The sequence below is a fragment of the Shewanella sp. QJM3NY_23 genome (assembly GCF_056173105.1).
On the sequence record NZ_CM149657.1, the window covers coordinates 1,814,120 to 1,839,884 of the forward strand.

A 25,765-nucleotide genomic window follows, 5' to 3' on the forward strand; every position below is an offset into this window, starting at 1 on the left:
AAAGCCGTGTTTGGGGAGATGAGATTGTTAGCGTTTCAATATGTAGAGGATGATGCAAGCCTAACTGAGCTTGTGGCGCAGTATAGTCAAGCGAGTGTGCTGGTGCTGGATACTGAGTTTGTTCGCACACGCACCTATTATGCGCGTTTAGGCTTAATTCAGGTGTATGACGGGAAATCGTTGGCCTTAATCGATCCATTGGCGGTGAATGATCTCAGCGGCTTTTGGGCACTGTTCCAACGTGACGATATTATTACAGTGTTGCACTCTTGTAGTGAAGATCTCGAAGTGTTAGCAAAATATGGCCTATGCCAGCCTAAAGTCTTGTTCGACAGCCAAATTGCTGCGGCTTTATGTGGCCTAGGACATGGCTTAGGTTACGCTAAGTTGGTAGAGCACTGTTTAAATATTACCTTAGATAAAGGTGAGTCACGTACCGACTGGCTTAAGCGCCCTTTGAGCGAGGCGCAGTTACATTATGCGGCCAATGATGTCGAATACCTCTATCAGCTGTATCCGCAACTGGTGATTAAGCTTGAGGCGACGGGCCGATTAGCTTGGCTTTATGAAGAAGGTGAGCGCATGACGCAAGGGCGCCTTGATGCTCCCGATGGTGAAGCGGCTTACCTTAAAGTGAAAAATGCTTTTCAGCTTAACCCTAAACAGCTGGCATATTTAAAAGTGCTGGCTAAATGGCGTCTTGAAAAAGCCCTTGCCAAAGATTTAGCCCTTGGTTTTGTGATTAAAGATCATGCATTAATCGCGCTAGCTAAAAAACAGCCTAAAACAACAGCCGATATCTTTAAGATGTCTGAACTTACTGAGCAAGAAAAGCGGGTTCATGCTAAGGCGATAGTGGCTGTGATGGCCACCGTGGATCTGGCTAATTTGCCCAACGCGATTGATGTGATTGCATTAAAGCCGGGCTATAAGTCGGCCTTTAAAAATATCAAAAACTGTTTAACAGAGATTGCCGAGCAGCAGGATGTGCCGATGGAGCTGATTGGCTCAAAACGTCATATTCATGAATATTTACAGTGGCGCTGGGAAGGGCAAACGGGGGATTTACCGCTATTATTGTGCGGTTGGCGAGCTTCACTGGTGCAAGATAAACTGCAGCAGTTGGTCATTTAACTTAAGTGCGCAGTTAGGCTTACATCATGATGTTGTTTGACTCATGAATAAGTCGTCATGATAATGTGCTATAAATAAGCCCTCAATGATGAGGGCTTATTTGTCTTTGTACCGGTCTACTATTTGCCATTTTTATCAAGCTAAACAGTATCCATGGTGAGGTTACGACTATTTTTCAGGCAAGGTCACGTTGAGTTCAAGCACGGATAGATGGTCATCGTTTTGATCTAACTGCACAGTGACTTGGTCTGAGTCAATCTGCACATATTTACGGATCACTTCGATGATCTCTTGCTTCATCGCAGGAAAATAGTCAGGCACATCGCGCTCACCACGTTGGTGGGCCACAATGATTTGCAGTCGCTCTTTGGCAGTAACTGCAGTGCTCGGTGTTTTCTTGGTTTTAAAATAATCGAGTAAAGACATAATTAGCTACCAAATATCCTTTTTAAGAATCCTTTTTTCTCTTCGGTGATAAAACGCATTTCAACGTCTTCACCGACTAAACGGGCCACACTGTCGCTATAGGCCTGACCTGCATCACTCTCTTGATCTATGATAACGGGAATACCAGAGTTCGAAGCTTTTAATACCGCTTGTGATTCAGGAATAACCCCTAAAAGTGGGATGGCTAAAATTTCTTCAACATCAGCCACGCTCAGCATTTCACCGGTTGCCACACGAGTAGGCGAGTAACGGGTTAACAATAAGAACTCTTTGACAGGCTCTAAACCGTCTTCAGCGCGCTTAGATTTACTCTGCAACATGCCTAAGATACGGTCTGAATCGCGCACTGAGCTAACTTCTGGGTTGGTCGTGACGATAGCGATATCGGCAAAGTAGAGTGCCATCATTGCGCCTGTTTCAATCCCGGCGGGAGAATCGCAAATAATGTACTCGAACTCTTTACGCAGTTCGTCAAGCACTCGGCCAACGCCTTCTTTGGTCAGCGCGTCTTTATCTCGAGTTTGCGAAGCCGGCAAAATATACAAATTGCTGGTACGCTTATCTTTGATTAAAGTCTGGTTTAAATTGGCTTCGCCGTTAATCACGTTGACGAAATCATAAACCACCCGACGCTCACAACCCATTATTAGGTCGAGGTTGCGTAAGCCGATATCGAAATCGACTACGACTGTTTTATGTCCTTTTAAGGCCAACCCAGTGGCTATCGCTGCGCTAGAAGTGGTTTTGCCCACTCCGCCTTTACCTGAAGTGACAACAATGATTTGTGCCATGTGCATTTCTATCCTTAATGTGTTGCTATAGCGATAACGCGTCGAGGGTAAGGCTGTCACCTTCGAGCCGAATACAACCGCTTTTTATCGTGGCATGTGCCTGAAGATTTTCGGTTAGCCAATATTGTCCAGCGATGGACACAAGTTCTGCGTCCAGCGTTTGTGCAATAATGACGGCATTTTTGTCACCATTGGCACCCGCCATGGCTTTACCTCTAAGACTACCGTATATATGTATGCTGCCATCTGCAATCACTTCAGCACCATTCCCCACAGCGCCGACAATAATGAGATCGCCATTTTGAGCGTAGATCTGCTGTCCTGAGCGAATATTTTGTTTCACTATTTTGGTGGTTCTGGGTAACTGCGGTTGGTTAGCACTCTGTTTACCGGATTTAATGATGGCCAGTCCAAGTGATTTGGCCTGATTGGCTATAGCGCTTGGTGCCCCGGTGATCCCTACAATGACTAAGTTACGGGAAAGCAACAGATCTTTAAGCCCTGCTAAAGGGTAATTAGCATCTTGAATACTGTTTAAGTTGACCACTAGCGGTGCACCGATAAAAAATTGCGGCGCAATAGCTAATTTACTGTCTAATTCAACGGCAACTTTATTGAGATCAGCATGATTAATGTGCAGTACTGAAAGCGTAAATGAAGAGCCTTTTAATTCGAGGCTAGGTTTCTGCATTCCTAATTTTGCTCTTTATAAAATAAACCAGCTTAGCCAGTTAGAAATTACTATAATCCTAGGCCACATGGTATAGTGTGCCTCATTTGCTGGCAAGTTGAATAAACAGGAATTTCACTCAATATGATCTGTGCAGTATACAAAAGTCGACTTAAAGCGGACTCTTATCTGTTTGTTGAAAAACGTAATGAATTTGAACGGGTACCTGAGCCATTGATGCTGATGTTTGGTACGCCAGAATTAGTCATGATACTCCCATTGGATAAGCGTCAACATTTAGGTATTGCCGATATCAATAAGGTCAAGGTTGAACTCAAAGACAAGGGCTATTATCTTCAGTTACCACCACCACCGATAAACCTACTTGAAGAATATAAAAAAGAGATCGGCTATAGTCGCGACTGATCCATTACGTGACTTATGATTAAAGGAATGTGCATGTTTGCAAATACATTGTGGGGAAGCCTACTGTTAACCGTCGTGTTATCTATTTCTGCGGCAGAAGCTGCCCCATCAGATCTAACGTTTGAGCAATACCTGGATATGTTGCAACAACAGGCCCTTGCTGAAGGGGTATCTGATGCTACCGTTAGTGCTATTTTTCCGCAAATTAAGCTATTTAAGAAAGCGTCGTTTAATCTAGAGCCCCCCAGTATCCCTTTGACTTTAGAGCAGCATTTAGATCAGGTGACGACCACATTAATCGAGCAGTCGAGAAGCTTGTATCAGGCCAATAAAGCCCAATTTGATCGCTTAGGTGCTCGCTATGGCGTGCAGCCTCGATTTGTCATCGCCTTATGGGGGTTGACGTCAAAATCGGGGGATGATGTGGGTCATTATCCGATATTGGCTGTCACGGCTTCTAATGCTTATCATGGTGATAACGCCGCTGAAAACCGACAAGCATTTATTGATGCTCTTAAAGTGATTGAGCGCAAGCAGATTGATTTTAATGCACTGAAGAGTAATGCCTTAGGCAAAATGGGTTATGCGCATTTTTCTCCTAGCGATTATGACCGCTTTGGCCAAGATGCTGATGATGATGGCATTATCGATATTTGGCATAATCTCAATGATGCGTTTGCATCGACAGCCTATTATTTAAAGCAATTAGGTTGGAATGACCAGCAGACGTGGGGGCGGCAAGTGCAAGTGCCTAAGGCTATTCCACTCGATCTGATTGGCATAGAGACACGCAAGAGCTTTGCGCAGTGGCAGGCATTAGGGGTTAAGCGTTTCGATGGCACTAACTTGCCAAACAAACAAGATATGCAAGTATCGCTCATTATGCCTGACGGAATTAAGGGGCGGAAATACTTGGTGTATGACAATTATCGTGCGTTAACCCAGTGGAACGCATCTGATTATTACCTGTTGTCTTTGACCTATCTGTCAGAGCGGATCAAGTATCCAGCCATACAATAATAGGGCGTTAAAATAACAGGGCGATGGTATCAGCCATACCAGGCTAAAATAATGTCAACCCGCCTGCGTGTGCAGGCATTGTATAGAATGAAAAACATGGCGTTTTGGAAAGAGAAAACCTTGGCACAGATGAACAGTGAACAGTGGGAACTGTTGTGTGATGGCTGTGGCAAGTGTTGTTTAAATAAGATTATTGATGATGAGACAGAGGAGTTGTATTACACCAACGTCAGTTGTCAATTGTTGGATGCGCAGCAGTGTCAATGTCGTCACTATGAACAGCGTTTTGACTTTGTTCCCAGCTGCACTAAAGTGACACTGGATAATATCGCTGAGCTGACTTGGTTACCCGATAGCTGTGCATATCGGCGGTTATATTTAGGCCGCAGTTTACCTAGTTGGCATCCGTTAGTGGCGGGTGACAAACAGCAGATGCATGCGCTGGGGATGTCTACCCAAGGTAAAGTGGTTAATGAAACGAAAGTGAAATATTTAGAGGATCATATTGTGTTATGGCCGCTCAAGGATTGCGAGTAACCGCGCCTGCAAATGTTGAACTTATCATACCGAAATTGACACTATCTAATAAACCTGAACTCGGGATAAGAAATTGAACTAATAGCCCTCTTTGTGATCAGATCTCTCGACCAAGATTAATCAATCACGCAGAGGGCATATGAATAATTTAGTGGATGTATTTTGTGATGTCGATGATTTTTGTAATGCTTTTATTCCTCAATGGGAACAACAGTGCCTAACCGATGGAACTCGCAAGCGTAAGCGCGCAGGCAGAATGACGATGAGTGAAATTATGACAATTATCATCGCCTTCCATATGTCTAATCATCGTGACTTCAAGAATTTTTACACAGGATATCTGGCTCGTTTCTACAAATCTGATTTTCCAAACTTACTCAGCTACACTCGATTTCTTGAAGTCATGCCGAGTGCAGTCATTCCAATGTGCAGTTATTTTTCCTCTTTAAAAAGCGAACCGACAGGCATCGAGTTCGTTGACTCAACGAGCATTAAGGTTTGTCATAATTTACGAATTCCAAGGCATAAAACGCTAGCAGGTCTCGCCAGCCGAGGAAAAGGCACGATGGGCTGGTTCTATGGTTTTAAACTTCATCTTATTGTGAACCATCGAGGTGGCATCGTTGCAGCCAAAATAACACCTGCGAATGTTCATGACACGAAACCCGTAAAAGATATGGTCGTTGAATCAATGGATAAACTCTATGCTGATAAGGGGTATATCGGCAAAGCGTTAGCAGGCGACCTATTAGAACGTGGGGTAACTATCGTTAATAACGTGCGTAAAAATATGAAAGCAAAGGCTTTATCATTATGGGATAGAGCCATGCTTTCTAGACGATTTATTATCGAAACAATCAATGACCAGCTAAAAAACATCTCACAAATAGAGCATACACGGCACCGCAGCGTACATGGTTTCATGCTTAATGTGATAGGTGGTTTAGTGGCTTATCAACTCAAAGAGAATAAGCCACAACTCAATATTACATCAGCAGAATTCAACGTGATTTCAGTGTTACGTTAAACCGATCTGAGGTTAATAAATATATAGTGGTTAGATCTTAGTTAAAAGCCACACCATAAAAATGCCCGAGTAGTGATACTCGGGCATTTTTATAGTCGATTAACTAAGAGGCGCAGGCTTAATTACGCGAGTCTTTGGTTTGACTCAAAGCGGGGATGGCGAAAATAACCAAGGCCAGTAAATAGACACTAAATGCCACAATCATCCATTGTCCCATAGTGACACCAAACAGTTGCCATGGGATATCGGTACACATGCCTGTTGGCATAAATACCGAAGGTAACCATTCATGCAGGGGCATCCAGCTTGGAAATTCCGGTAGGAAAGAGCAGGTCGAAAAAGGCGATGGATTAGTCTGCATATCCACCAACTCAATGGCCAGCTTCATGCCCCATATGGCGCTAACGCCCCATAATAAAATGCTCAACAGACGCACTACACGATGGCGATAGCCTATGCAGCCAAATGCAGCAGCAAACAACACGCCAAACAAGGCTAGGCGCTGATAGATGCACATCACACAGGGTTCAAGTTGCATCACATATTGAAAATATAAGGCACAGCCTTCGAGTGCCGCCGCACTGGCAAATAATATTAACCATGCGGTACGAGACTGAGCAAAGCGAGTGAGTGGACTCAAACAATCTTCTCCTATAAAAAACGCCTCTCACATTGAGAGGCGTTTTTACGACTTTACGAAACAACGTCGCTGAGGTCAATCAACAAATTAATGACCGCTAACAGCACCTTGGCTCACTTCGGCTACTGAATGATGGATCAGCATCTGTGAATCATAGAGGTACTGGGTCATATCAGTTAAATACCCGGTTTCAATCGCCAGCACGCCGACCACCGATAACACGATAGTGTAAGGTAGTGCCATCCAGACCATACGGCCATAGGAGAGGCGAATGAGCGGTGCGATGGCAGAGGTCAACAGGAATAAGAACGCAGCTTGACCGTTAGGGGTCGCAACTGACGGTAAATTAGTACCGGTATTAATCGCCACCGCGAGTAGATCAAACTGATCGCGGGTAATTTGACCATCCAATAACGCTGCTTTTACTTCGTTAATGTAGACGGTACCCACAAACACGTTATCACTGACCATCGACAGTAAACCGTTAGCAATGTAGAAGATCACTAATTGGGTGTTACCTTGATAACTTAATGCCCATTGGATCACTGGAGCAAACAGTTGTTGATCGATAATGACACCCACAATAGCGAAGAACACCGCCAGTAACGCCGTGAAAGGTAGGGCTTCTTCAAACGCTTTACCTAAAGCATGTTCGTTAGTGACACCATTAAATGCCGTGGTAATAATGATGACTGATAAGCCAATTAAGCCTACTGATGCCAAATGGAATGCCAAACCAACAATCAACCAAATACCCACTAACGCTTGGATAGCTAGCTTCATTTTGTCGTGTTTAGTCCGACGTGCATCCTCGTATGAAGAGTAATCAGCCAAGATCTTGTGTACCGCTTCTGGTAATTGTTGACCATAGCCGAACACTTTAAACTTCTCAACTAAGAAACAGGTGAGGATACCGGCAACAAACACGGGTACTGTCACTGGTGCCATACGCAGAGCAAACTCACCAAATTGCCAATTGGCTTGGGCTGCGATGATCAGGTTTTGCGGCTCACCCACCATGGTACAAACACCACCTAATGCCGTACCTATACCTGCGTGCATTAATAGGTTGCGTAAAAATCCGCGGAAAGCTTCCAGTTCATCTTCACATAAAGAGTGCCCATCACCATGCTGATCACTGGTGTGATCATGATCATCGGAGAAATTTTTGCCCGACGCGACCTTGTGATAGATCGAGTAGAACCCGACAGCGACGGCAATGATCACTGCAATAACGGTCAATGCATCGAGAAACGCCGATAAAAATGCCGAGGCAATACAAAACATCAAAGAGACGATAATTTTCGAGCGTACCTTAGTGATCATCTTAGTGAAGACAAATAGCAGTAGCTGCTTCATGAAGTAGATACCGGCGACCATAAAGATCAACAGTAATAACACTTCAAGGTTGGCTTCAATTTCATGCAGCACTTGGCTAGGGGAGGTCATACCGATGATCACGGCCTCGATGGCTAACAGCCCCCCAGGTTGTAACGGATAACACTTTAAGGCCATAGCCAAGGTAAATATGAACTCAACCACCAATAACCAACCGGCAATAAATGGGTTGATATAGAATATAATGGGGTTAATCACTAGAAACGATAAAATTGCGATTTTGAACCACTTAGGAGAGTTTCCTAAGAAATTGTCAATAAACGCCCGACTCATAGTCACAGGCATGGCACCCTCTCAAATGTATAATTGTTTTGATAAAAATAGACAAGGAACGGTCCGAAGTTCGGACAGTGTAGCCTAATGATATCTATAAATTAATACTTTTATAAAGCTAAAGTTTAAAAACACAGGGCTACAACAAAATTTGAATTGGTTATTTTTTGATATGCAGCACGTTTAAGTGAAAATTGAGAGCTTCGTCCTTCTAGGTGTGAGTAGTTAATATCGCGGATTAGGTTTCCATTTTTCGTCGCTCTGGTATGATCAGTATTAAGATAATCTCATTTATTTGGAATAGTGGCCTGATGACAACTGTCCCCCAAGCACCAGTACCGCCGAAAAACAAAGATATAATTGAAGCGAAAGGGCCCGCAAGCTTTGCTGAAAAATATATTGTTCGCTCTATTTGGGAAGGGAAATTTCCTCCCGGTTCAATTTTGCCTGCTGAGCGTGAACTATCGGAACTTATCGGGGTTACCCGTACTACACTTCGAGAAGTGTTACAGCGCTTAGCACGAGATGGTTGGTTAACCATTCAACATGGTAAACCAACTCGGGTTAATGATATTTGGGAAACCTCTGGCTTAAATGTATTAGAAACCATTGCCGAACTTAACCCTGCTGGCGAGCCTGTATTACTAGAACAACTCTTGTCGGCTCGCACCAATATCAGCGCTATCTATTTTAAAGGTGCAGTGCGTTATAATCCGGATAAAGTATTAGAAGCTTTGGCACCATTAGCGACATTAAAAGATGAAGCAAAGGCCTATATCGATTTCGACTACCAATTGCATCATGCGCTTGCCTATCATTCGGGTAATCCGCTTTATGTATTGATCTTAAATGGGTTTAAAGGTTTATATAGCCGAGTTGGTAAAGAGTATTTTGCCATTGATCAGGCTCGTGAACTGGCGCTTGATTTTTATCAGGCACTAGAGGCGTTAGCCAAAGAGCATAATCATAATGACATTCCTGTGTTGATGCGCAGTTACGGCATCAATAGTGGTAAAGTTTGGCAACGACATAAAAATGATCTCTTGCTTCAGGCTGAAAAATCATTGTGATGACAAGCTAAGCTGCAACCGCCAATCCAAGCAGCATACATAGTGAGGCTTGTTGCTATCTGCTAACTTTTAGTGTTGCTAATGTCATCAACACAAAAACCGCATTCACATTCGTTTGTGAACTGCGGTTTTTTTATGGATGTCGGTTGACCTTTCGCTATAGCTATTCTCGGCGTGGCATTATCTCGTCAACCGAATGCGAAAAGTAATGATGCACTTATTAAAGTTTAAATTGGCTAATCGATATTAAAGTTGTAATAGATATCGAGTGATTTCTCTACCGTGCCTGAGACACTTTCTAAATAGAGCTGAGACAGTAAATAGTAGCGCACCGTCATCTCATAACCTGGGTTAAAGACACCAATACCATATTTGACCATTAAGTTATCACCAATAAAGCCACTAATAGCCACCTTACCATCATCATTAGCATCGAGCTGTACATTAGAAAGACCAAATTTCTCAACGATGCCTGTCGCTGAACTGCCAATGTTATTGACTGCACCGCCACCCAATTGGTTACCAAGGGTTAATGCCGCTCCCATCATTAAGGCGTTATTTTGTGAGTCACTATTATTGTTAAAGCCAGTTCCCTTGACAATGTATGACAAGATCTCCGCTTGCTCTTTGGCAGGGGATGAGAATAGAGTAACTATGGGTTTTAAAGGCGTACCAGTGACGCGGACTCCGGCGATGACATCTTCGCTTTTAATTTCTCGTACCGCTTCAATATTGAGGTTAGGTACATCGATAGGCCCTATAAATTGCACTTCACCGGTGTTGATTGCGAGTTTCTGCCCCATAAATTTATAAAATCCATCAACCACTTTTACATCGCCATACAACAAAGGGGGTTTAAAGGCTTCTTGACGAAGCGTTAAGGTGCCTTGTAGTCGACCCGTTAATCCCATACCGTCAATGGTTAACTGATCGCCTACTTGGATGTCAATTTTAGAGGTGATGGCGATAGGATTGACCTTCTGCTGTTCACTGGCTTTACTATCGTTAAAGACCACATCGCTGGATTCGGCAACGCCACCTTCTGGCAATTGGACAATGTTGATATGGCCCGATGGCACATCAATTTTACCGCTAATGTCGAGTTGCTTAGGTCCAAATTGAATATTGATCGCAGGCGATACATCTAAAATGACCATGGGAGGCTGGATCACGGCTAGCTTGTCGCCATTGACCGCTAAGTTTCCTTGAAACGCTTCACCACTCCAATCAATGTCACCACTGACGCTCGCTTTACCATCACCCATTTGCCAGCCGCCTTGAATATTGGCCGTTTGTCCCTGCAGCTGGATAGCAATATTGATGGCATCGAGTAAGGTTGGGTTGGCTGCTGCCAATAGCTGTCCCTGTCTCAAGTGGATGTTGCCGGCAATCTGCGGTTGGCTCAGTGATCCCGATAACGTTAGCTTACTGTCGATTTGACCTTTTAATGTTTCTAATTGTGGAGTGAAGTTGGCCAGTGCTTGTAGGTCAATCTTATCGATATTTATGCTACCCGATAAGCGCTTATCAGGGCCCACACCTATCTCAATATCACTGGTGAGTTGTGCTAGCTCCTGTGCATCAAGCTGTGTGGTTAACATGAGTTTATCGGCGTCTAATGAAGCGTTGAACTGCAGTTGCCGATAATGGGTTTCCAGTTTGCGCTTACTGGTTTGTAATAACACATGCCCAGCACTAAAAGTTAAATCGACCCGCGCTTGAGGTTTTTGCTGAGGTGCCCAGCTAAAGTGTGAGTCCAATGTTGCCGGACCTTGCCAAGCGAGGTTTTGTGGCAATATCGGTTTAAGGAGTGCACCCACATCACCGTTAAACTGCACATTGGCATCGCCGGCGCTGCCGAGTTCGGCTGTGTCACTGAGGCAGAGTTTTCCATGTTGATGCTGCCAGCAAAATGGCGCAATCTGCCCTTGCTGTGTTTGATTATCCCAATCGAAGAGAATGGGCTGATCCAGCTGTACTAATCCCATCTGCGAATTAAGGTTAAGCTTATCCACAGACAGTGCTAATCGCTGTTTTACGCTATCAAACGTCGATGCCATAACGGTATCTAGCGTAACGTCGCCATCACTTTGTAGGCTCAGTTGCTGCGTTGCCTGATCGCCTTTGATCCCAAGGTTGATGGTATTGAGTTTGATTGCTGGAGTCGATATATCCGATGCTTTTAGCGATAACGCCAATTGGTGATCATCTAACGGGCGATAGAAGGCTTTTATATTGGTTTTGTGGACCAAATAGTCGCTGAAACTGAGCTCGTTACTGTCGACATTGACTGTCACTTCAGGATGGTCGCTGTTACCAGAGACATTAATGTGGGCCTTAATATTGCCTGCGGCCTCAGAGTGCCATAAATTGAGTGCAGGTACAGACAATTGACCATTGAGGGCCCATTGTTGGTCAACGTGGCCCGATAAAGCTAACTGAGCATCTAATGCATGGATGATTAAGCTGTCGGCATTAAGCTGCCATTGATTGTTAACTTTGATATCCCCCTCGAGTCGGAGCGGATAGTCATCAACATGGCCTTGAAGCGAGGCCTCTCGAATGCCAATTTGCCACGCTTGCCCCGTCACTTTTCCCTGGCTGGTCAGTGAGCCGGTAATGTCTGTGCTGGGTAGCACTGTGTCGCTATTAAGCTTAAGGTCGGCCAGTTGTAAAGCCTCGCTTGTTAGTGCTAAATCCCATGAGATTTCATCGCCGTAACTGACCGACCCGGTTGCCTGTAGCTGACCCATATCGCTGACAATATCTAGCTGGCTTAGCGCGATAGTCTGTTCGCTGTGGCTTAACTTGGCATCCAGTTGTAACCTAGGATGATAAGGTGTTAATACCTGCGCGTTTATCTTAGCTTGCTGCTGGCTGAGTGAGCCTTGAGTGTCGAGTGTGACAGCTTTTGCTTGATACAGTGGCGCATCGAGTGGCCACATTAATTGCTCGCTAGTCAACTTGAGCTGGTAGGGAAGCTCGGGGTCGACTAAATCAATTTCACCTTGTAAGTCTAAGTTAATATGTCCTTGACCCGTTGCGGTTAACTGCAACTGCTGCATATCGCCGCTAAGGTCAAGGCTGAGCGCTTGCTGGGTCAAGCTTGGCAGTTCGGCTATCTTATCGATTGTCGTCTGAAGGTGAAGCGTCATTGGATAATGGGCGTTAAGGGCAATATCACCATCGAGACTGACTTGGCCGTAATCATGGTTGACTTGCAGTAGCTCTAGGGCAAGACGATAGTCAATGTAGTTGCCTTGTAAGCGGATTTTAGCGAACTTGTCAGTGCGATCGCCCAGTTGCAATTGGCTGTCGTTGAGCTGCAAGTTATCGATAAAAATCGGCATGGGCATGGCCACTTGGGGCAAGGAGGCTAGGGGCCATGGGCTATCATAGGTAGCTGCTACCTCTGTTTGTGGCTCACTCTTCGGTGCTACCGCGGGCTTCTGCTGACGGGGGGCGACGTTATTGCCCTCACTTGGTGGGAGAGAGACGAATAAGTCAAGGCTGTCCAGAGAGTGAATGCGTAAGCCATTGCTTAACCAGCTGGCTTGGCCACTGATCTGCTCGGCGTTAAACTGCATCTCATTAACCGCCACCTTAATCTGTTGCAATTGAGTGTGGGTCAGTAAGATAGTGACAGGCAGCTGCAGTGGCTGCTGTTGGCTATCATCATCTGCAGTGGGCGCAGGTGAGTCAGCGCCAAGTTGGTGGGTATTAATATCTACACTCACCGCCGTGGCGGTTAATGCCTCAACACAGACCTGACGTTGTAGCAAACAAAGCGGCCGCCAATCAAGGACTAAGTCGTCAATGGCAACATTTAGGCCATCCATTTGCCAACGGGCATGGGTCAAATTAAGTTGCTTATTGAGGGTGCCAGATTGATAGCTAAGTTCCAATCCATCGATAAGGGTATCGGCGATATTCACAGCAATTCGACTGCCAAACGGGGTACCAAACAACACTGCTACTAAAACTAACAGCAAAAGCGGTACGTAGAGAACCAAGCGGATGGTATTTTTTAGCCAGCGCAGTAATCTGGCGCTTAAGGTTTTAGTCTGATCTGTTGTTTTGGCTGGTAAGTCTGAGCTTGATGGCTCTTGTGTCATTTGGGTCATAACTCGGCTCCCATCGACAAATGGATGCGCCAGGAGCGTTCCACAGTTTCAGACTCGTTAAGCCCTACCCCTAAATCGAGCTTAATTGGCCCAATAGGGGAGATCCAATGTATCCCCGCGCCGACGGCCACAATAGGTTCAATTTGGTCGACATCAAAGGCATTACCGCCATCGACAAAGGTCGCCACTCGCCAAGTCGGGGTAACATAATATTGGTACTCAATACTGCCCACCATTAAATAGCGTCCACCGACGACCATGCGAGCTAATTGATTATCTTGTGTTTGGTAGTCGATATAGGGGCCTAGTTCATTAAAACTGTAACCACGAATACTCTGATCGCCACCGGCAAAATATCGTAATGAGGGAGGGATGTTCGCTAAGTCATCTTCGGCGGCAAGGTTGGCACCTAGATCCATACGAGCGACCAAGCGGTGTTTGTCGAAAAAGGTATCAATCCACTTAAACTTGGCTTGTAGCCGTGTTAAACGCACTTCTGAGCCCAAGCTAGGATCGGCATATTCTAGACTGTAATATTGAAAGAAACCTGATTTAGGATCCAGCGAGTTATCGCCGCGATGCGTGTGGCTTAGGCTCGTGCCCATGAGCAAAAAATTAGGATCGTAATAGATATCTGATTGAGTGTAAGACTCTTTAAGGGCATCGAGTGAATAGGTGAGCAACCAATTATTATCGAGGCGCTTTTGCCTTAACACCCCGGCGCTACGTTTAGTGGACTCTAGCTCCCCGGTATTAACGTAACTGCGATCGTTAGCGTCATACACTTGCGTCACACCGTACTTGTCGCGCAGCAAACCGACGCGAATTTTAAGCTGGTCGTCTAGCGGATGGCTAAGCGGAATCGTATAAGTGGTCAGAAATTTGGGGCGATCGGGTGACCATTCGACACTGGTTTCTTGTGAGTGGCCATAACGATTGATCTGCGGAGTACGCCACGTGACGCGCACTCTAGGTTCGACGCTATTGTTGGCCGAACTACCGATATCGACACCCAGCCCCAATTTAATCGAGTGGCTGGGTCTTGGCGTCAGCTCGACTTTAATAGGGACTTTTTGTTGTTCAATTTTATCCAGTTGCGGCAATACTTTGATGTTAGTGAAGTAACCCGTGTCGACCAATTCCCGGTTTAAATCCCCCAGGGCTCCGGTACTGTAATTGGTGTTGGGTTCGAAGGGAATTAATTGATCGAGTAATCCTGGGATCAGAGTGTGGCCGGTAAAGTTAACACTGCCCATTTTATATCGTGGTCCAGAGTCATAATGCAGATTGATTTGGGCACGATTGAGATCACGGTTAATCACTATGGTATTGGTGACGTAGCGGCCATCAAAATAACCTCTGGCTAATGCCAAGGTAAGCAGTTGCGACTTTATGGTTTCATACTGACCATGGTTAAGAATATCGCCAGGTTTCATTTCGAGTTTAGCTAGCCATCTGTTGACGGCTTTATCTTGGCGAATTTCACCGCTTAACTGAATATCAATCCATTGGACTCGAGTCGGCTCACCCGGAGTCACAGTTAAAGTTAGTTGCCAGGGGCCTTGCTCGGGGCTGGCTAATTGCTGTTCTACCACGCCGTGGTAGTAACCGAGGGAATGCAGCGCTGCGTCCAGGTTATCTGCCGTATTAAACAAAAAAGCGCGGCGTTGTACCTCTGATGTCGGTAAAGGGCTTAAGTGGGCATTGATATTTTGAGTTAGCGCCTCATCAGCGCCCACCACATTAATGTTAAGCCATTGATTTGCTGATGCTAGTGATGTATGAATGCCTAGCCAAATGACCACAAGGATGAGAAGCGATTTAACGAAAAAAATTCGCAACAAAAAAGCCTTTATCTAATTGGAAAGTGATTAAGCTTTATTGTCGCAGATTATTACGGTCAAGCAAGATGATGATTGTAATTAATAATTAAAATCGGTACAAACAATGCAAACCATAACAAGGAGCCTTAGGTGAACAGCACTATCAAATTATTTAGCTTAACTGCACTCTTGAGTATCGTCGCTACCACGGCCAGCGCGGCGGCACCCTCCCAGCCGTTTTCAATAGCCATTCATGGCGGTGCAGGCACGATTTCAAAAGCTGAGTTGAGTGATACACAACAACAAGCTTATCGCGCCAAGTTAAAGCAGGCGGTTGATGCGGGTTACCAAGTATTGGAAAAAGGTGGGGATAGCTTGAGTGCCGTGACCGCCGCCATCAGTATCTTAGAAAATAGTCCCTTGTTTAATGCTGGTGTTGGCGCGGTATATACCTTTGATGGCCAACATGAGATGGACGCCGCCATTATGGATGGTCGCACCTTAAATGCCGGTGCTGTGGCTGGGGTTAAACACATTAAGAACCCCATCACGCTCGCCCGCAGTGTGATGGAGCATTCGCCCCATGTGATGTTGGCAGGAAGTGGCGCAGAGGAGTTTGCGTTGACCCAAGGCTTTGATTTAGTGCCAGTGACGTATTTTGATGATGACCATCGCTATCAACAGTTACTCGATGCCAAAGCCAAGCTCAAGGTCGCTGATGAGCGCGGCGGATCACAAGGTGCCGGATTGTTTGACGACCCCGCTCAGCTTGATTATAAGTTCGGCACCGTAGGCGCCGTCGCACTGGATAAGCAGGGTAATTTAGCCGCAGGCACCTCCACCGGAGGCATGACAGCCAAACGGTTTGGCCGTATTGGTGACTCGCCCGTTATCGGCGCAGGCACTTATGCAGAAAACAAGGTGTGCGCCGTGTCGGCAACGGGGCATGGAGAGTATTTTATCCGTTATCATGTAGCGGGTGATATCTGCGCGAAAGTGAAATACCAACAAAAATCGATTATACAGGCCGCCGATGAGGTGATTAATCAGCGCTTGATCACCGCTGGTGGTACTGGTGGGGTGATTGCTATCGATCAACGCGGCAACATTGCCACGCCGTTTAATACCCAAGGCATGTACCGCGCGACTCGAAAAAGCGGCGAGCTTGCGCAGGTATTGATCTGGAACAATAATTAACAAGCATCAGTATTTGTATTAGGCTAAGCGATCGCTTAGCCTATGCCCGCCATTGGATAGGCCTCAGATAATTTTACCCGCTTTGATAACAGAGGCCGCGCATATGTTAGCCCCAAGTAAGCCCCAAGATGAGCCCTGTCGGCTATCGACGTTAACCGCGTTGCATCTTCTGGACACCGCTCCAGAGGAGCGTTTTGATCGTGTCACTCGACTTGCTAAGCGTTTGTTTAATGTGAAAATAGCCTGCGTCAGCCTTGTTGATGAACATAGACAATGGTTTAAATCAGCCATCGGCACTGATGTGCGTCAGACCTCAAGAGATATCTCCTTTTGTGGCCATGCTATTTTAAATGATGAGCTGTTTTATATCAGTGATACCACCCAAGACAGCCGTTTTGCCAACAATCCGCTAGTCACAGAACCACCGCATGTGCGGTTTTATGCAGGGCAACCGCTACATGCACCCAATGGCCAATTGATGGGGACCTTGTGCATTATCGATGATCAGCCTAGACAGTTAACGGATGAGGATAAACTGGCACTTAAAGATCTGGCGATGATGGTTGAGGGTGAGCTCGCAGCTATCGAGCTGGCGACCACTGATGAGCTGACCGGGATCTCTAATCGACGTGGTTTTATGGCGCTAGCACATAAGAGTCTGCAAATGAGTCAACGTCACCATTTGCCGGCTTGTTTGGTGTATCTTGACTTAGATGATTTTAAGCCGATTAACGATCAATATGGGCATGGTGAAGGCGATAAAGTCTTGTGCTTGTTTGCACAGCAAATGTTAGCAGCATTTCGTGACTCAGACATTATCGGTCGTATTGGTGGTGATGAATTTGCTGCTTTTTTTGGGGATTGCACTTCAAGTGCAGCACATGAGGCGGTCGTGCGATTTAGTGATCAGTTACGTCAGGTTATGCAACACAAGCAATGGCCTTATCCACTGCAATTTTCTTATGGCATAGTGGCTGTGGCGGCCAATGAACCCACAGATATTACCCGATTGCTGCAGCAAGCCGATGAGCACATGTATCGCCATAAACACCAAAAGAAGAGCTTAAGGCCTGTCAGTATAACCTCTGGTGAGTGATCCCACGCACAGCACTTGATGACCCTGCCATGGCCATAAGATCAACTCAGCATAATCGATTTAATTTAGTGATTATGGCCCTTAGTTGTGAATAGGGCTTAATGTATAGGTTGATGCGGCTATTCATCCCTTAATCAAATATCGATTTATTATCAGGCGATAACCTCTAGCATTGCAGCTATGACAGCCATGACAGCCATGACAGCATAGAGGTTAAATCGATGGCTGGCTCAGCCAAAGCCTTACCCTAAGAGTAGCTCGCCAAAAACAAAGCCAAGTAGCACAGAGGTGCTAATGGTCACCACACCGGGAATAAAAAAGGGATGGTTAAAAACCCAGCGACCTATGCGGGTCGAGCCAGTATCATCCATCTCGACAGCAGCCAATAAGGTTGGGTAGGTTGGCAAAACAAATAATGCACTGACCGCGGCAAAAGAGGCTATCGCCGTCATCGGCGCAACACCAATGGCTAGCGCAGCAGGCATCAATGCGGTGGTGGTCGCACCTTGTGAGTAAAGCAGCATAGATGCCAAAAACAGCGTTAATGCCAATAACCAAGGATACTGCTGCAATAACTCGGCTGCGACGTCTTTAATTTCATCAATATGACCCGCGACTAAGGTGTCGCCAAGCCAAGCAACGCCCAATACGCAAACACAGGCGCTCATTCCTGACTTAAAGGTTGAAGCTTCAGAGATCTTACTGGCATCGATGTGAGTAAAGGTTACAATCGCCGCGGCCGCCGTTAACATAAAGACCATGATTGCATCGTTACGGCTCAAATTGGGGTCGGTGATAAGTGCTACTGAGTCGGAGATAAGGGTGGCGTATATGATGACACAAACAATGGCACTGATAAAAATGGCCGTCGCGAGTTTAGCACTGGGGGCAATCTCCTGCGTTTTACCTTGTTGCTGGCTAACCAGCCCTTGGGCTAAACGCTGCTGGTAAATCGGATCGTCTTGTAATTCACAGCCCATCACATTGGCTACCATAGCACCCACCATACAAGCACAAAAGGTCGCCGGAATACAGATGGCCAACAACGTTAGATAATCAACCCCGAACGGTTCGAGGATGCCTGAAAAAAATACCACAGCGGCAGAGATAGGCGATGCGGTTATGGCGATTTGTGAGGCGACAACGGAAATTGATAATGGTCGAGACGGACGGATCCCTTGCTCTTTAGCGACTTGCGCAATGACGGGAAGGGTCGAAAATGCGGTGTGGCCAGTGCCTGCGAGTAACGTCATTAAGTAGGTTACGACCGGGGCGTAAAAAGTGATCCGTTTGGGGTTTTTTCGTAAAAAAGCTTCGGACAGTTGCACCAGCCAGTCTAATCCTCCTGCGACCTGCATGGCTGCAATGGCGGCGATCACCGACATGATGATCAAAATCACATCCACCGGAATATGGCCGCTATCTAGCCCTAAGATGAGGGTGAGCACCAGTACGCCCGCGCCGCCAGCCAGACCAATACCTATTCCACCCATTCTCGCGCCCAGATAGATAAAGGCGAGTACTACAAATAGCTCAGTTGCGATCATAAAAACTCCACGGTGTTAAAAAACCAAAAGGACGGTATGAGAGCAGGGAAGCTTATTAATAGTATGACTTGCTTATGCGATAAGCCGATTTTACGCGCTTTATCGCTATAGTAGCGCCACCTAATTCACTTTTTCTGCACCATGTGAGCTGGTTCACGCCAATGTATTAAGCCTAAGGACTGAAGTCACAAATGAGTTATTAGTCCTCTTGGTCATTGTGATTTACATAGTCGCGTTGCAAGGTGGCTTAAGTTGCAACATCTTTGTCATCAGGCTGTATTAATTACTCACGTATATTAAGTTGCCAAATCAAACATTTGGTTAAATGCCCTGGCACAGTATTACTGGTAAGAGGCATTTAAATAAGATGATTCGGTAATCCCCCCGAAAAATAACAGCTGTTAAAAGTAGAGTTTTCTCGTAAGTTAAACGCAGGAGGTTCTATATGAAAAAGTCGCGGTACACGGATAGTCAAATTATGACGATTTTGAAGCAAGCTGAAGCTGGTACGCCCGCACCTGAGCTTTGCCGAGAGCACGGTATGAGCAGTGCAACGTTTTATAAATGGCGTGCTAAATATGGGGGAATGGATGCATCACTCATGGCTCGGATGAAAGAGCTAGAAGATGAAAATAGGCGACTCAAAAAAATGTACGCAGAAGAGCGTCTTAAAGCTGAAATCATTCAGGAAGCTATGGCAAAAAAGTGGTAAAGCCCTGTGAGCGAAGAGAACTCGCTCAGTTTGCGGTGGCTAACCACAACATCAGTATTAGTAAGGCCTGCTCGGCTTTCTTTATCAGTGAGACATGCTTTCGTTATCAAGCAAAATTATCGGCGGAAAATACACAGATTTCAAATTGGCTAATTAAGCTGACCGAAGATGAAAGTGATTGGGGCTTCGGTCTGTGCTTCGATTATTTACGTAATGTAAAAGGCAAGCCATGGAATCATAAGCGAGTGTACCGAATTTACTGTGAGCTAGCGCTGAACCTGCGTATTCGTCCAAGACGTCGACTCAAACGAAATGCACCGGAACCACTAAAAGAGCCGATAAAACCTAACCAAGTATGGTCTGTCGACTTTATGCATGACCAGTTATCAGATGGTCGAAATTACCGATTATTTAATGTCATAGATGATTATCGGCGTGAAGCTTTAGTGATTGAACCAGGATTTTCACTTCCTGCTGTAAGGGTTATTAGAGCGCTAGAGCAGGTATTTGAGTATCGAGCTAAGCCAACAGTTATTCGCTGTGACAACGGCCCTGAGTTTATCAGTACTGAGTTTACAACGTGGGCTAAATGCCAGAATATTCGAATTGAATATATTCAACCAGGTAATCCACAACAAAACGCTTATATCGAACGACATAACAAAACAATTCGGTACAGTTGGCTCAGCAAGTACCTGTTCGAATCAATTAAAGAGGTGCAGGACTATGCAACTAAGTGGTTATGGTTTTACAATCATGAAAGACCACATAAAGCTAATAACGGCAGGCCACCACTGATGGCTGCCTAACTTCTATTTTTAATTGCAGTTAAAAATGGGAGGATTACCATTCAACCATACGTTAAGCGAGTAGCAGCCTTGTAAATGCCACTACTTAGCGACAATAGATGTTAAAGCTGCTGTATAAAATACATCACTATTTAATGGACTAATTTAGGGGTTAATATGTTGACCAAAGCAAGCTCGCTTGCCATAGCGCTGTGTGGTGTTGCCACCTTCGCTCAGGCAGCCGATAATCTGATTATTTCAGAATATGTTGAAGGAAGCGGTAATAACAAGGCCGTAGAACTCTACAATCCAACTCAGCACCCGCTCGATTTAAGCTTATATCAACTGCAATTTTATTTTAACGGCAGTAGCAGTGCCGGCTCGACGATTGCGCTGTCAGGCATGTTAGCCGCAGGAGAGACTCATGTAGTGGCTGACGATGAGGCCGATACTGACATATTAGTCGTAAGCGATACGCTCAGTGATGTCAGTTTTTTTAATGGTGATGATGCGATTGTGTTATCTCAACAAGGGCAGGTAATTGACAGTCTTGGACAAGTGGGTAGCGATCCCGGTTCTCAGTGGGGCTCGGGGTTACTTTCAACCCAGGACAATACCTTGCGCCGCGACATCAATAATCTCCTGGCGGATGTGATCATCGATGATGATGTCACCTTATCTCATTGGATTGGCTATGCTAAGGATGATATTTCCGATCTCGGAGTATTTGGAGCGACAACACCGCCAGATCCAACCGATCCAGATGAGCCACTAGCCTGCTATACACCAGCAACGCCGATCCATCAGATCCAAGGTAGTGGCGATAGTAGCCCGCTAAATGGTCAGCAAGTGATTGTTGAGGCGATAGTGACTAGCAATCAAGCATCTGGCCTAAAAGGGCTGTTTTTGCAGATGGCAGATAATGAAGCTGATAATGATGTGAACACTTCTGAAGGGGTATTTGCTTATACCGCAGGTGCGTTGGCATATGCTAGCGGCGATCGTATTCGACTTAAGGCAACGGTTAAAGAATACAATGGATTAACTGAACTTATAGATATTAGCTCTCATCTCTTATGTGCCATAGCCCAACCTATTCCCAGTGCAGCAAGGGTAACATTACCTGTCGTATCGACCTCTCAATTGGAAGCCTTCGAGGGCATGTTGGTTACTTTTAGCCACAATTTAGTGGTCAATGAAGTGTATGATCTTGGACGTTATGGCGAAGTATTACTTGGCAGTCAGCGCCATTATATCGGTACTCAAGTGGCGGCACCGGGGGCTGATGCCCTTGCTGTGACGGCGGCAAATGCTTTAGACCGAATTATTTTGGATGATGGCTTAACTGGGCAAAATCCTGATCCGATACGTTATCCTGCTCCTGGCTTGTCAGCGAGTAACACGCTACGTGTCGGCGATACGTTAACTGGGTTAATCGCCGTGATGCATTATGGGTTTGGTGAGTATCGCTTAATGCCAGTCGAAACCGTTAATTTTGTCACGAGTAATCCGCGCAGCGATGCTCCTCAGTTAGCGTTAGGGGGCGATCTCACTGTTGCCAGTTTTAATGTTCTGAACTATTTCAATGGTGATGGTAACGGCGGCGGTTTTCCAACGGCGCGCGGTGCCAATACGTTAGAAGAGTTTGAGCGGCAAAGCATTAAGATAGTTAATGCCATGGTAGCAATGGATACCGATATCATTGGCTTGATGGAAATTGAAAATGATGGCTTTGCACCGGACTCTGCGATTGCCGATCTGGTTAATGGCTTAAATCAGGCCTAGGCGAGTCGCGTTACCAATATATCCAGACTCAAAGCGGCAATATTGGTAGTGATGCGATCACCGTTGGCTTACTGTATCGCAGCGACAAGGTTAGTCCTGTGGGTAGCGCACAAGTGTTGTCGAGTAGCAACTCGCCACTCGATGACAATGGCGCACCTTTGTTTAATGAGATGAAAAATCGTCCCATGTTGACTCAGCAGTTTGTGGCTACCAACAGTGAGCAAAATCTAGTGGTGGCGGTTAATCATTTAAAATCCAAAGGCAGCGATTGCCTGAGCTTAGGCGACCCAGATCTTAACGATGGTCAAGGTAACTGTAATCTCACTCGTACACGTGCCGCTAAAGCGATAGGTGAGTGGCTTAAACAGCAATATCCTCAATTACCGACTTTAGTGATTGGCGATCTGAACGCTTACGCGAAAGAAGATCCACTGACAACCTTGGCTGACGCAGGCTTTAATGAACTCTTTGCTCATTTAGGTAAAACTGGGGCTTACAGTTATATTTTTGCTGGCGAAACAGGGCAACTGGATCACGCCTTAGCCAATGAAGCATTACTCGATAAGGTTATCGATATCACCGGGTGGCATATCAATACCGATGAACCCAAGGTACTTGATTATAATCAAGAGTTTAAGTCAGCGTCTCAGCTAGGCTCGCTATTTAGTGAGGACGCTTACCGCTCATCAGATCATGATCCTGTGGTGGTATCACTGTTATTAGCCGCTGAAAATAGTGCGCCTGAAGCCCGTTTTACTTACAGTGTTAAAGGTAAAACCGTTACTCTTGTGAGCACTGCAACGGATGCCGATGGGGAGATTGTTGCGAGCGAGTGGGATCTGGGCAATGGCGACACTGCAACTGGTGAACAAGTGACTTACCGTTATGTTCGCCACGGGGATTATACCGTAACACTGACAGTCACCGATAACGCTGGTTTACAACACAGTACGACAAAGGTGGTGAGCACCAAGGGCGGCGGTAAAAACCAACCGCCAGTTGCGGTGATTGAGCATATAGATCTGTGGTTGGTCGATCTGTTTTTATCAAAAAGCTACGATAGCGATGGTTTTATCACTCGACATCAATGGCAGTTTGATAACGGTCGTCGCCAAAGCGGGCCTGTTGCCTTCAGTTTTGCTGGCGCGGCGTCAAAGGTAAAGCTGCAGGTTACCGATAATGATGGCCTTAAAGGCAAAGCGAAAGTGGCGTTTTAAGCCCAAGACTCGGCGTTGTCAGCTCGGGGCGCTGTCCCGGTGTTGATAATGGGATATATCATGCCGCCTAGGTGACAAGGCGGCATTTTTTGTTTCTGCTGCTGAACGCAATCGATGGTGTTAATGGCGTTTTTAGATAAATAACAGTAATAAGCACTTAATGCCAATGTTAGGGCATCAAAGCAGTATTAGCGTGCTTTTGGGCCTAGATACTTGGATCGGGATTGACGTTTATTCTCTTTTTAAGTCAAAAATATTATAAACAGTAATCATTTTCATTATCAGATATTTGCCGCTAGCCCAGTGTTTATGGGGGAAACGGCGCAAAAGAACACATGCAGCTAAGCTACAATTAGGTTTCACCCATGGCAAAGATGGATCAGTTATGGACAGCTACAAACGATTGTTAGTGGTTATTGATGAACACGATTTTAGTTTTAGAGGTATTTCAAGAGCGGCCTACATGGCCAATAAAAGTCGAGCTCATATTCTAATCATGCTGCTTGAACACAGCCATTTCGTCACCCGCTTAGTCGAGACATTTCACCACAGTCAAGCATCAGGTTCCAGCAATGTAGGTAACCTCGCGCAAACGATTAGCGCTAAGCGTCACTCTCTAGCCGATTTTATTCAGTCAGTGGCTCAGACAGGCGTTGCCATATCACCTGCATCAACATCGTGTCACTGCATTGATGATGTGCTGCAGTGTTGCCGAGATTTTCAAGTTGATGCCGTGTTGATTAGTGCCTCTACGCGCAAGTTATGGCATTGGTTGGCGATTAAATCATTAGATGTGAGATTACTTAAAGAGTCACCGCGGCCTGTGGTGATAGTGAAAGATCATCCGTGGCATCCTGGTGGGCGTATTTTATCTCTGGTTGAGCCTTGTGCCGAGGGGCAACACAAGTCGCTCAATGAAGCGGTATTACAAACGACCGAACATTTTACCCAACTGCTGAAGGGGGATTGTCATCTGCTCGATTGTTATTATGGTGAAAATCCCAGCATCTCTTTTCAACAACCAATAACGCCTGAAACCGATGAGCTGTATCATTTACGCCAACTGTCGCTCTATTCGAGTCGTTATCATCTGCAACCGAACCTGAGCCGTCATCATGAGTCAGCCAGTCATTTTCATGTGGCTAAAGCCCTCCCCGAAGATGCCATTGCTAAGGTGGCTAAGCAGGTGGATTCGGAATTAGTGATTATGGGCGATAGCGGGCAATCCAATTTGCTTTCAAACATGTGTGGTAACACTGCTGAGCAGGTGATCGATCGTATCGATTGCGATCTGTTGGTGGTTAAACCCCGATCATCGGCGGTATATCATTAGGCAAAAATAAAAGGCGCCAATCGAGATTGACGCCTGAGTTTAGTACATATGCTGATCACTTAATACCGAGCACTCGCAAGGATTATTTTTTAATCCAAACACCCTGTGGCGTTTGGATATACTCGCCCTTATCTGCGGCGCCAATGGCTTTTTCTGCAGCCAGTTTAGCCACATCTTCGACGCTGATGCCATTTTGAGTCGCAATTTTTTGATAATGGGCACGGCGTTTGGCGTTGACCGAGTCGGCCAGTTGTTTGGCTTCGCTGTTGTTGACTATCAGCCCTAAATAACCATTAGTCTGCTCACCGACAAGGCCTTGACTCTTGGCCTCTTGTAAGGAGATTGCGAATGCATTTAGGCTCAACAGTAATCCGGTTATGAGTATAAGTATTTGACGTTTCATGATGATCCCCTGATCTCAAAATGGGTTAAAATAGCTCGTTGTTATTCAGCAATTCATCAAGCTCTTTATCGACCTTGATTTTGATCTCATGTTCAATTTTAACATTGAGATTAATCACAATAGGCTTATCGGGCGGCTCGATTTTAACCGTGGGGGTACACCCTATGGTACTTAATAGCGCGGCCGCTATCGTGGTGCGTATTAACGTCGGCAATATTTTCACTGGTGATTCCTTTTTCTGTAGCGATGACCGTTTAAGGATCATCCAAGATGAGCTCAGCTTAATCCTTTATAGATGACCATAACC

At 45.6% G+C, this 25,765-nt stretch carries 20 protein-coding genes and 1 pseudogene; 11 read left to right on the plus strand and 10 right to left on the minus strand.

The window, feature by feature from the left end; translation table 11 throughout:
- Positions 1-24 precede the first annotated feature (24 nt).
- Complete coding sequence (rnd, locus tag AC0VXX_RS08305; protein WP_475516724.1) at positions 25-1,134, plus strand: ribonuclease D; 1,110 nt, start codon at positions 25-27, stop codon at positions 1,132-1,134.
- Positions 1,135-1,302: 168 nt separating this feature from the next.
- Here the strand turns inward: rnd and minE are convergent, their stop codons facing one another.
- Genes minE through minC form a run of 3 tightly spaced genes read right to left on the minus strand, consistent with a single transcriptional unit; the run spans position 1,303 to position 3,063 of the window.
- Positions 1,303-1,560, minus strand: coding sequence for a cell division topological specificity factor MinE (minE, locus tag AC0VXX_RS08310; RefSeq protein ID WP_110458020.1), 258 nt, complete (start codon positions 1,558-1,560; stop codon positions 1,303-1,305).
- A 2-nt stretch (positions 1,561-1,562) separates the two neighbouring features.
- On the minus strand, positions 1,563-2,372 hold the full coding sequence (gene minD / locus AC0VXX_RS08315) for a septum site-determining protein MinD (protein ID WP_475516725.1): 810 nt from the start codon (positions 2,370-2,372) through the stop codon (positions 1,563-1,565).
- A gap of 25 nt (positions 2,373-2,397) precedes the next feature.
- Complete coding sequence (minC, locus tag AC0VXX_RS08320; RefSeq protein WP_475516726.1) at positions 2,398-3,063, minus strand: septum site-determining protein MinC; 666 nt, start codon at positions 3,061-3,063, stop codon at positions 2,398-2,400.
- A 123-nt stretch (positions 3,064-3,186) separates the two neighbouring features.
- Between minC and AC0VXX_RS08325 the strand changes: the two genes are divergently transcribed.
- From AC0VXX_RS08325 to AC0VXX_RS08340, 4 genes are all read left to right on the plus strand, one after another.
- Positions 3,187-3,468: a YcgL domain-containing protein gene (locus tag AC0VXX_RS08325; RefSeq protein ID WP_475516727.1), complete on the plus strand. Its 282-nt coding sequence runs from the start codon at positions 3,187-3,189 to the stop codon at positions 3,466-3,468.
- 33 nt (positions 3,469-3,501) lie between these two features.
- The gene (locus AC0VXX_RS08330; RefSeq protein ID WP_475516728.1) at positions 3,502-4,488 is read left to right on the plus strand and encodes a lytic murein transglycosylase; all 987 of its coding nucleotides are present in this window, start codon (positions 3,502-3,504) and stop codon (positions 4,486-4,488) included.
- Between the two features lie 96 nt (positions 4,489-4,584).
- Positions 4,585-5,025, plus strand: coding sequence for a YcgN family cysteine cluster protein (locus AC0VXX_RS08335; RefSeq protein ID WP_475516972.1), 441 nt, complete (start codon positions 4,585-4,587; stop codon positions 5,023-5,025).
- Between the two features lie 139 nt (positions 5,026-5,164).
- Positions 5,165-6,052 (plus strand): IS982 family transposase, encoded by an 888-nt coding sequence (locus AC0VXX_RS08340; protein ID WP_475514308.1) that lies wholly within the window; start codon positions 5,165-5,167, stop codon positions 6,050-6,052.
- Between the two features lie 118 nt (positions 6,053-6,170).
- Here AC0VXX_RS08340 and dsbB read toward each other — a convergent pair whose 3' ends face one another.
- A complete protein-coding gene (dsbB, locus tag AC0VXX_RS08345; protein ID WP_475516729.1) occupies positions 6,171-6,692 on the minus strand; it encodes a disulfide bond formation protein DsbB in 522 nt (173 codons plus the stop codon).
- 87 nt (positions 6,693-6,779) lie between these two features.
- Positions 6,780-8,375 carry a sodium/proton antiporter NhaB gene (gene nhaB, locus AC0VXX_RS08350; RefSeq protein ID WP_475516730.1) on the minus strand — a complete coding sequence of 532 codons (1,596 nt, stop codon included), beginning with the start codon at positions 8,373-8,375 and terminating at the stop codon, positions 6,780-6,782.
- A gap of 299 nt (positions 8,376-8,674) precedes the next feature.
- On the opposite strand from nhaB, the gene fadR reads away from it, so the two are divergent.
- A complete protein-coding gene (fadR, locus tag AC0VXX_RS08355; RefSeq protein ID WP_475516731.1) occupies positions 8,675-9,433 on the plus strand; it encodes a fatty acid metabolism transcriptional regulator FadR in 759 nt (252 codons plus the stop codon).
- Between the two features lie 236 nt (positions 9,434-9,669).
- On the opposite strand, the gene tamB is transcribed toward fadR, so the two are convergent.
- Complete coding sequence (tamB, locus tag AC0VXX_RS08360) at positions 9,670-13,557, minus strand: autotransporter assembly complex protein TamB (RefSeq protein WP_475516732.1); 3,888 nt, start codon at positions 13,555-13,557, stop codon at positions 9,670-9,672.
- Positions 13,554-15,401, minus strand: coding sequence for an autotransporter assembly complex protein TamA (locus AC0VXX_RS08365; protein ID WP_475516733.1), 1,848 nt, complete (start codon positions 15,399-15,401; stop codon positions 13,554-13,556). Before AC0VXX_RS08365 ends, tamB begins: the two co-directional genes overlap by 4 nt.
- A gap of 168 nt (positions 15,402-15,569) precedes the next feature.
- Between AC0VXX_RS08365 and AC0VXX_RS08370 the strand changes: the two genes are divergently transcribed.
- Positions 15,570-16,577: an isoaspartyl peptidase/L-asparaginase family protein gene (locus AC0VXX_RS08370; RefSeq protein WP_475516973.1), complete on the plus strand. Its 1,008-nt coding sequence runs from the start codon at positions 15,570-15,572 to the stop codon at positions 16,575-16,577.
- 103 nt (positions 16,578-16,680) lie between these two features.
- Positions 16,681-17,673: a sensor domain-containing diguanylate cyclase gene (locus AC0VXX_RS08375; RefSeq protein ID WP_475516734.1), complete on the plus strand. Its 993-nt coding sequence runs from the start codon at positions 16,681-16,683 to the stop codon at positions 17,671-17,673.
- Positions 17,674-17,915: 242 nt separating this feature from the next.
- On the opposite strand, the gene AC0VXX_RS08380 is transcribed toward AC0VXX_RS08375, so the two are convergent.
- The gene (locus AC0VXX_RS08380; protein ID WP_475516735.1) at positions 17,916-19,220 is read right to left on the minus strand and encodes an anaerobic C4-dicarboxylate transporter; all 1,305 of its coding nucleotides are present in this window, start codon (positions 19,218-19,220) and stop codon (positions 17,916-17,918) included.
- Between the two features lie 445 nt (positions 19,221-19,665).
- Here AC0VXX_RS08380 and AC0VXX_RS08385 point away from each other — a divergent pair.
- From AC0VXX_RS08385 to AC0VXX_RS08395, 3 genes and pseudogenes are all read left to right on the plus strand, one after another.
- Positions 19,666-20,741 (plus strand): IS3 family transposase gene (locus tag AC0VXX_RS08385; RefSeq protein ID WP_475514310.1). Its coding sequence is split into 2 segments (ribosomal slippage): positions 19,666-19,918 and positions 19,918-20,741, totalling 1,077 coding nucleotides; the frame shifts between segments, so codons are not numbered across the junction.
- A gap of 156 nt (positions 20,742-20,897) precedes the next feature.
- Positions 20,898-23,722, plus strand: a pseudogene (locus AC0VXX_RS08390) (ExeM/NucH family extracellular endonuclease).
- 385 nt (positions 23,723-24,107) lie between these two features.
- Positions 24,108-25,055 carry a universal stress protein gene (locus AC0VXX_RS08395; protein WP_475516736.1) on the plus strand — a complete coding sequence of 316 codons (948 nt, stop codon included), beginning with the start codon at positions 24,108-24,110 and terminating at the stop codon, positions 25,053-25,055.
- Between the two features lie 82 nt (positions 25,056-25,137).
- On the opposite strand, the gene AC0VXX_RS08400 is transcribed toward AC0VXX_RS08395, so the two are convergent.
- Positions 25,138-25,458, minus strand: a complete 321-nt coding sequence (locus AC0VXX_RS08400) for a YdbL family probable chaperone protein (RefSeq protein ID WP_475516738.1) — start codon at positions 25,456-25,458, stop codon at positions 25,138-25,140.
- A 25-nt stretch (positions 25,459-25,483) separates the two neighbouring features.
- Positions 25,484-25,672, minus strand: coding sequence for a YnbE family lipoprotein (locus tag AC0VXX_RS08405; protein WP_475516974.1), 189 nt, complete (start codon positions 25,670-25,672; stop codon positions 25,484-25,486).
- Between the last annotated feature and the right edge of the window lie 93 nt (positions 25,673-25,765).

Bases quoted from the DNA above. Each gene is read 5' to 3' on its own strand.
- AC0VXX_RS08395 (WP_475516736.1), top strand. From the start codon at position 24,108: ATGGACAGCTACAAACGATTGTTAGTGGTTATTGATGAACACGATTTT.
- fadR (WP_475516731.1), top strand. From the start codon at position 8,675: ATGACAACTGTCCCCCAAGCACCAGTACCGCCGAAAAACAAAGATATA.
- AC0VXX_RS08375 (WP_475516734.1), top strand. From the start codon at position 16,681: ATGTTAGCCCCAAGTAAGCCCCAAGATGAGCCCTGTCGGCTATCGACG.
- nhaB (WP_475516730.1), bottom strand. From the start codon at position 8,375: ATGCCTGTGACTATGAGTCGGGCGTTTATTGACAATTTCTTAGGAAAC.
- minE (WP_110458020.1), bottom strand. From the start codon at position 1,560: ATGTCTTTACTCGATTATTTTAAAACCAAGAAAACACCGAGCACTGCA.
- AC0VXX_RS08330 (WP_475516728.1), top strand. From the start codon at position 3,502: ATGTTTGCAAATACATTGTGGGGAAGCCTACTGTTAACCGTCGTGTTA.
- tamB (WP_475516732.1), bottom strand. From the start codon at position 13,557: ATGACCCAAATGACACAAGAGCCATCAAGCTCAGACTTACCAGCCAAA.
- AC0VXX_RS08335 (WP_475516972.1), top strand. From the start codon at position 4,585: ATGGCGTTTTGGAAAGAGAAAACCTTGGCACAGATGAACAGTGAACAG.
- minC (WP_475516726.1), bottom strand. From the start codon at position 3,063: ATGCAGAAACCTAGCCTCGAATTAAAAGGCTCTTCATTTACGCTTTCA.
- AC0VXX_RS08325 (WP_475516727.1), top strand. From the start codon at position 3,187: ATGATCTGTGCAGTATACAAAAGTCGACTTAAAGCGGACTCTTATCTG.
- minD (WP_475516725.1), bottom strand. From the start codon at position 2,372: ATGGCACAAATCATTGTTGTCACTTCAGGTAAAGGCGGAGTGGGCAAA.
- AC0VXX_RS08340 (WP_475514308.1), top strand. From the start codon at position 5,165: ATGAATAATTTAGTGGATGTATTTTGTGATGTCGATGATTTTTGTAAT.
- AC0VXX_RS08380 (WP_475516735.1), bottom strand. From the start codon at position 19,220: ATGATCGCAACTGAGCTATTTGTAGTACTCGCCTTTATCTATCTGGGC.
- AC0VXX_RS08400 (WP_475516738.1), bottom strand. From the start codon at position 25,458: ATGAAACGTCAAATACTTATACTCATAACCGGATTACTGTTGAGCCTA.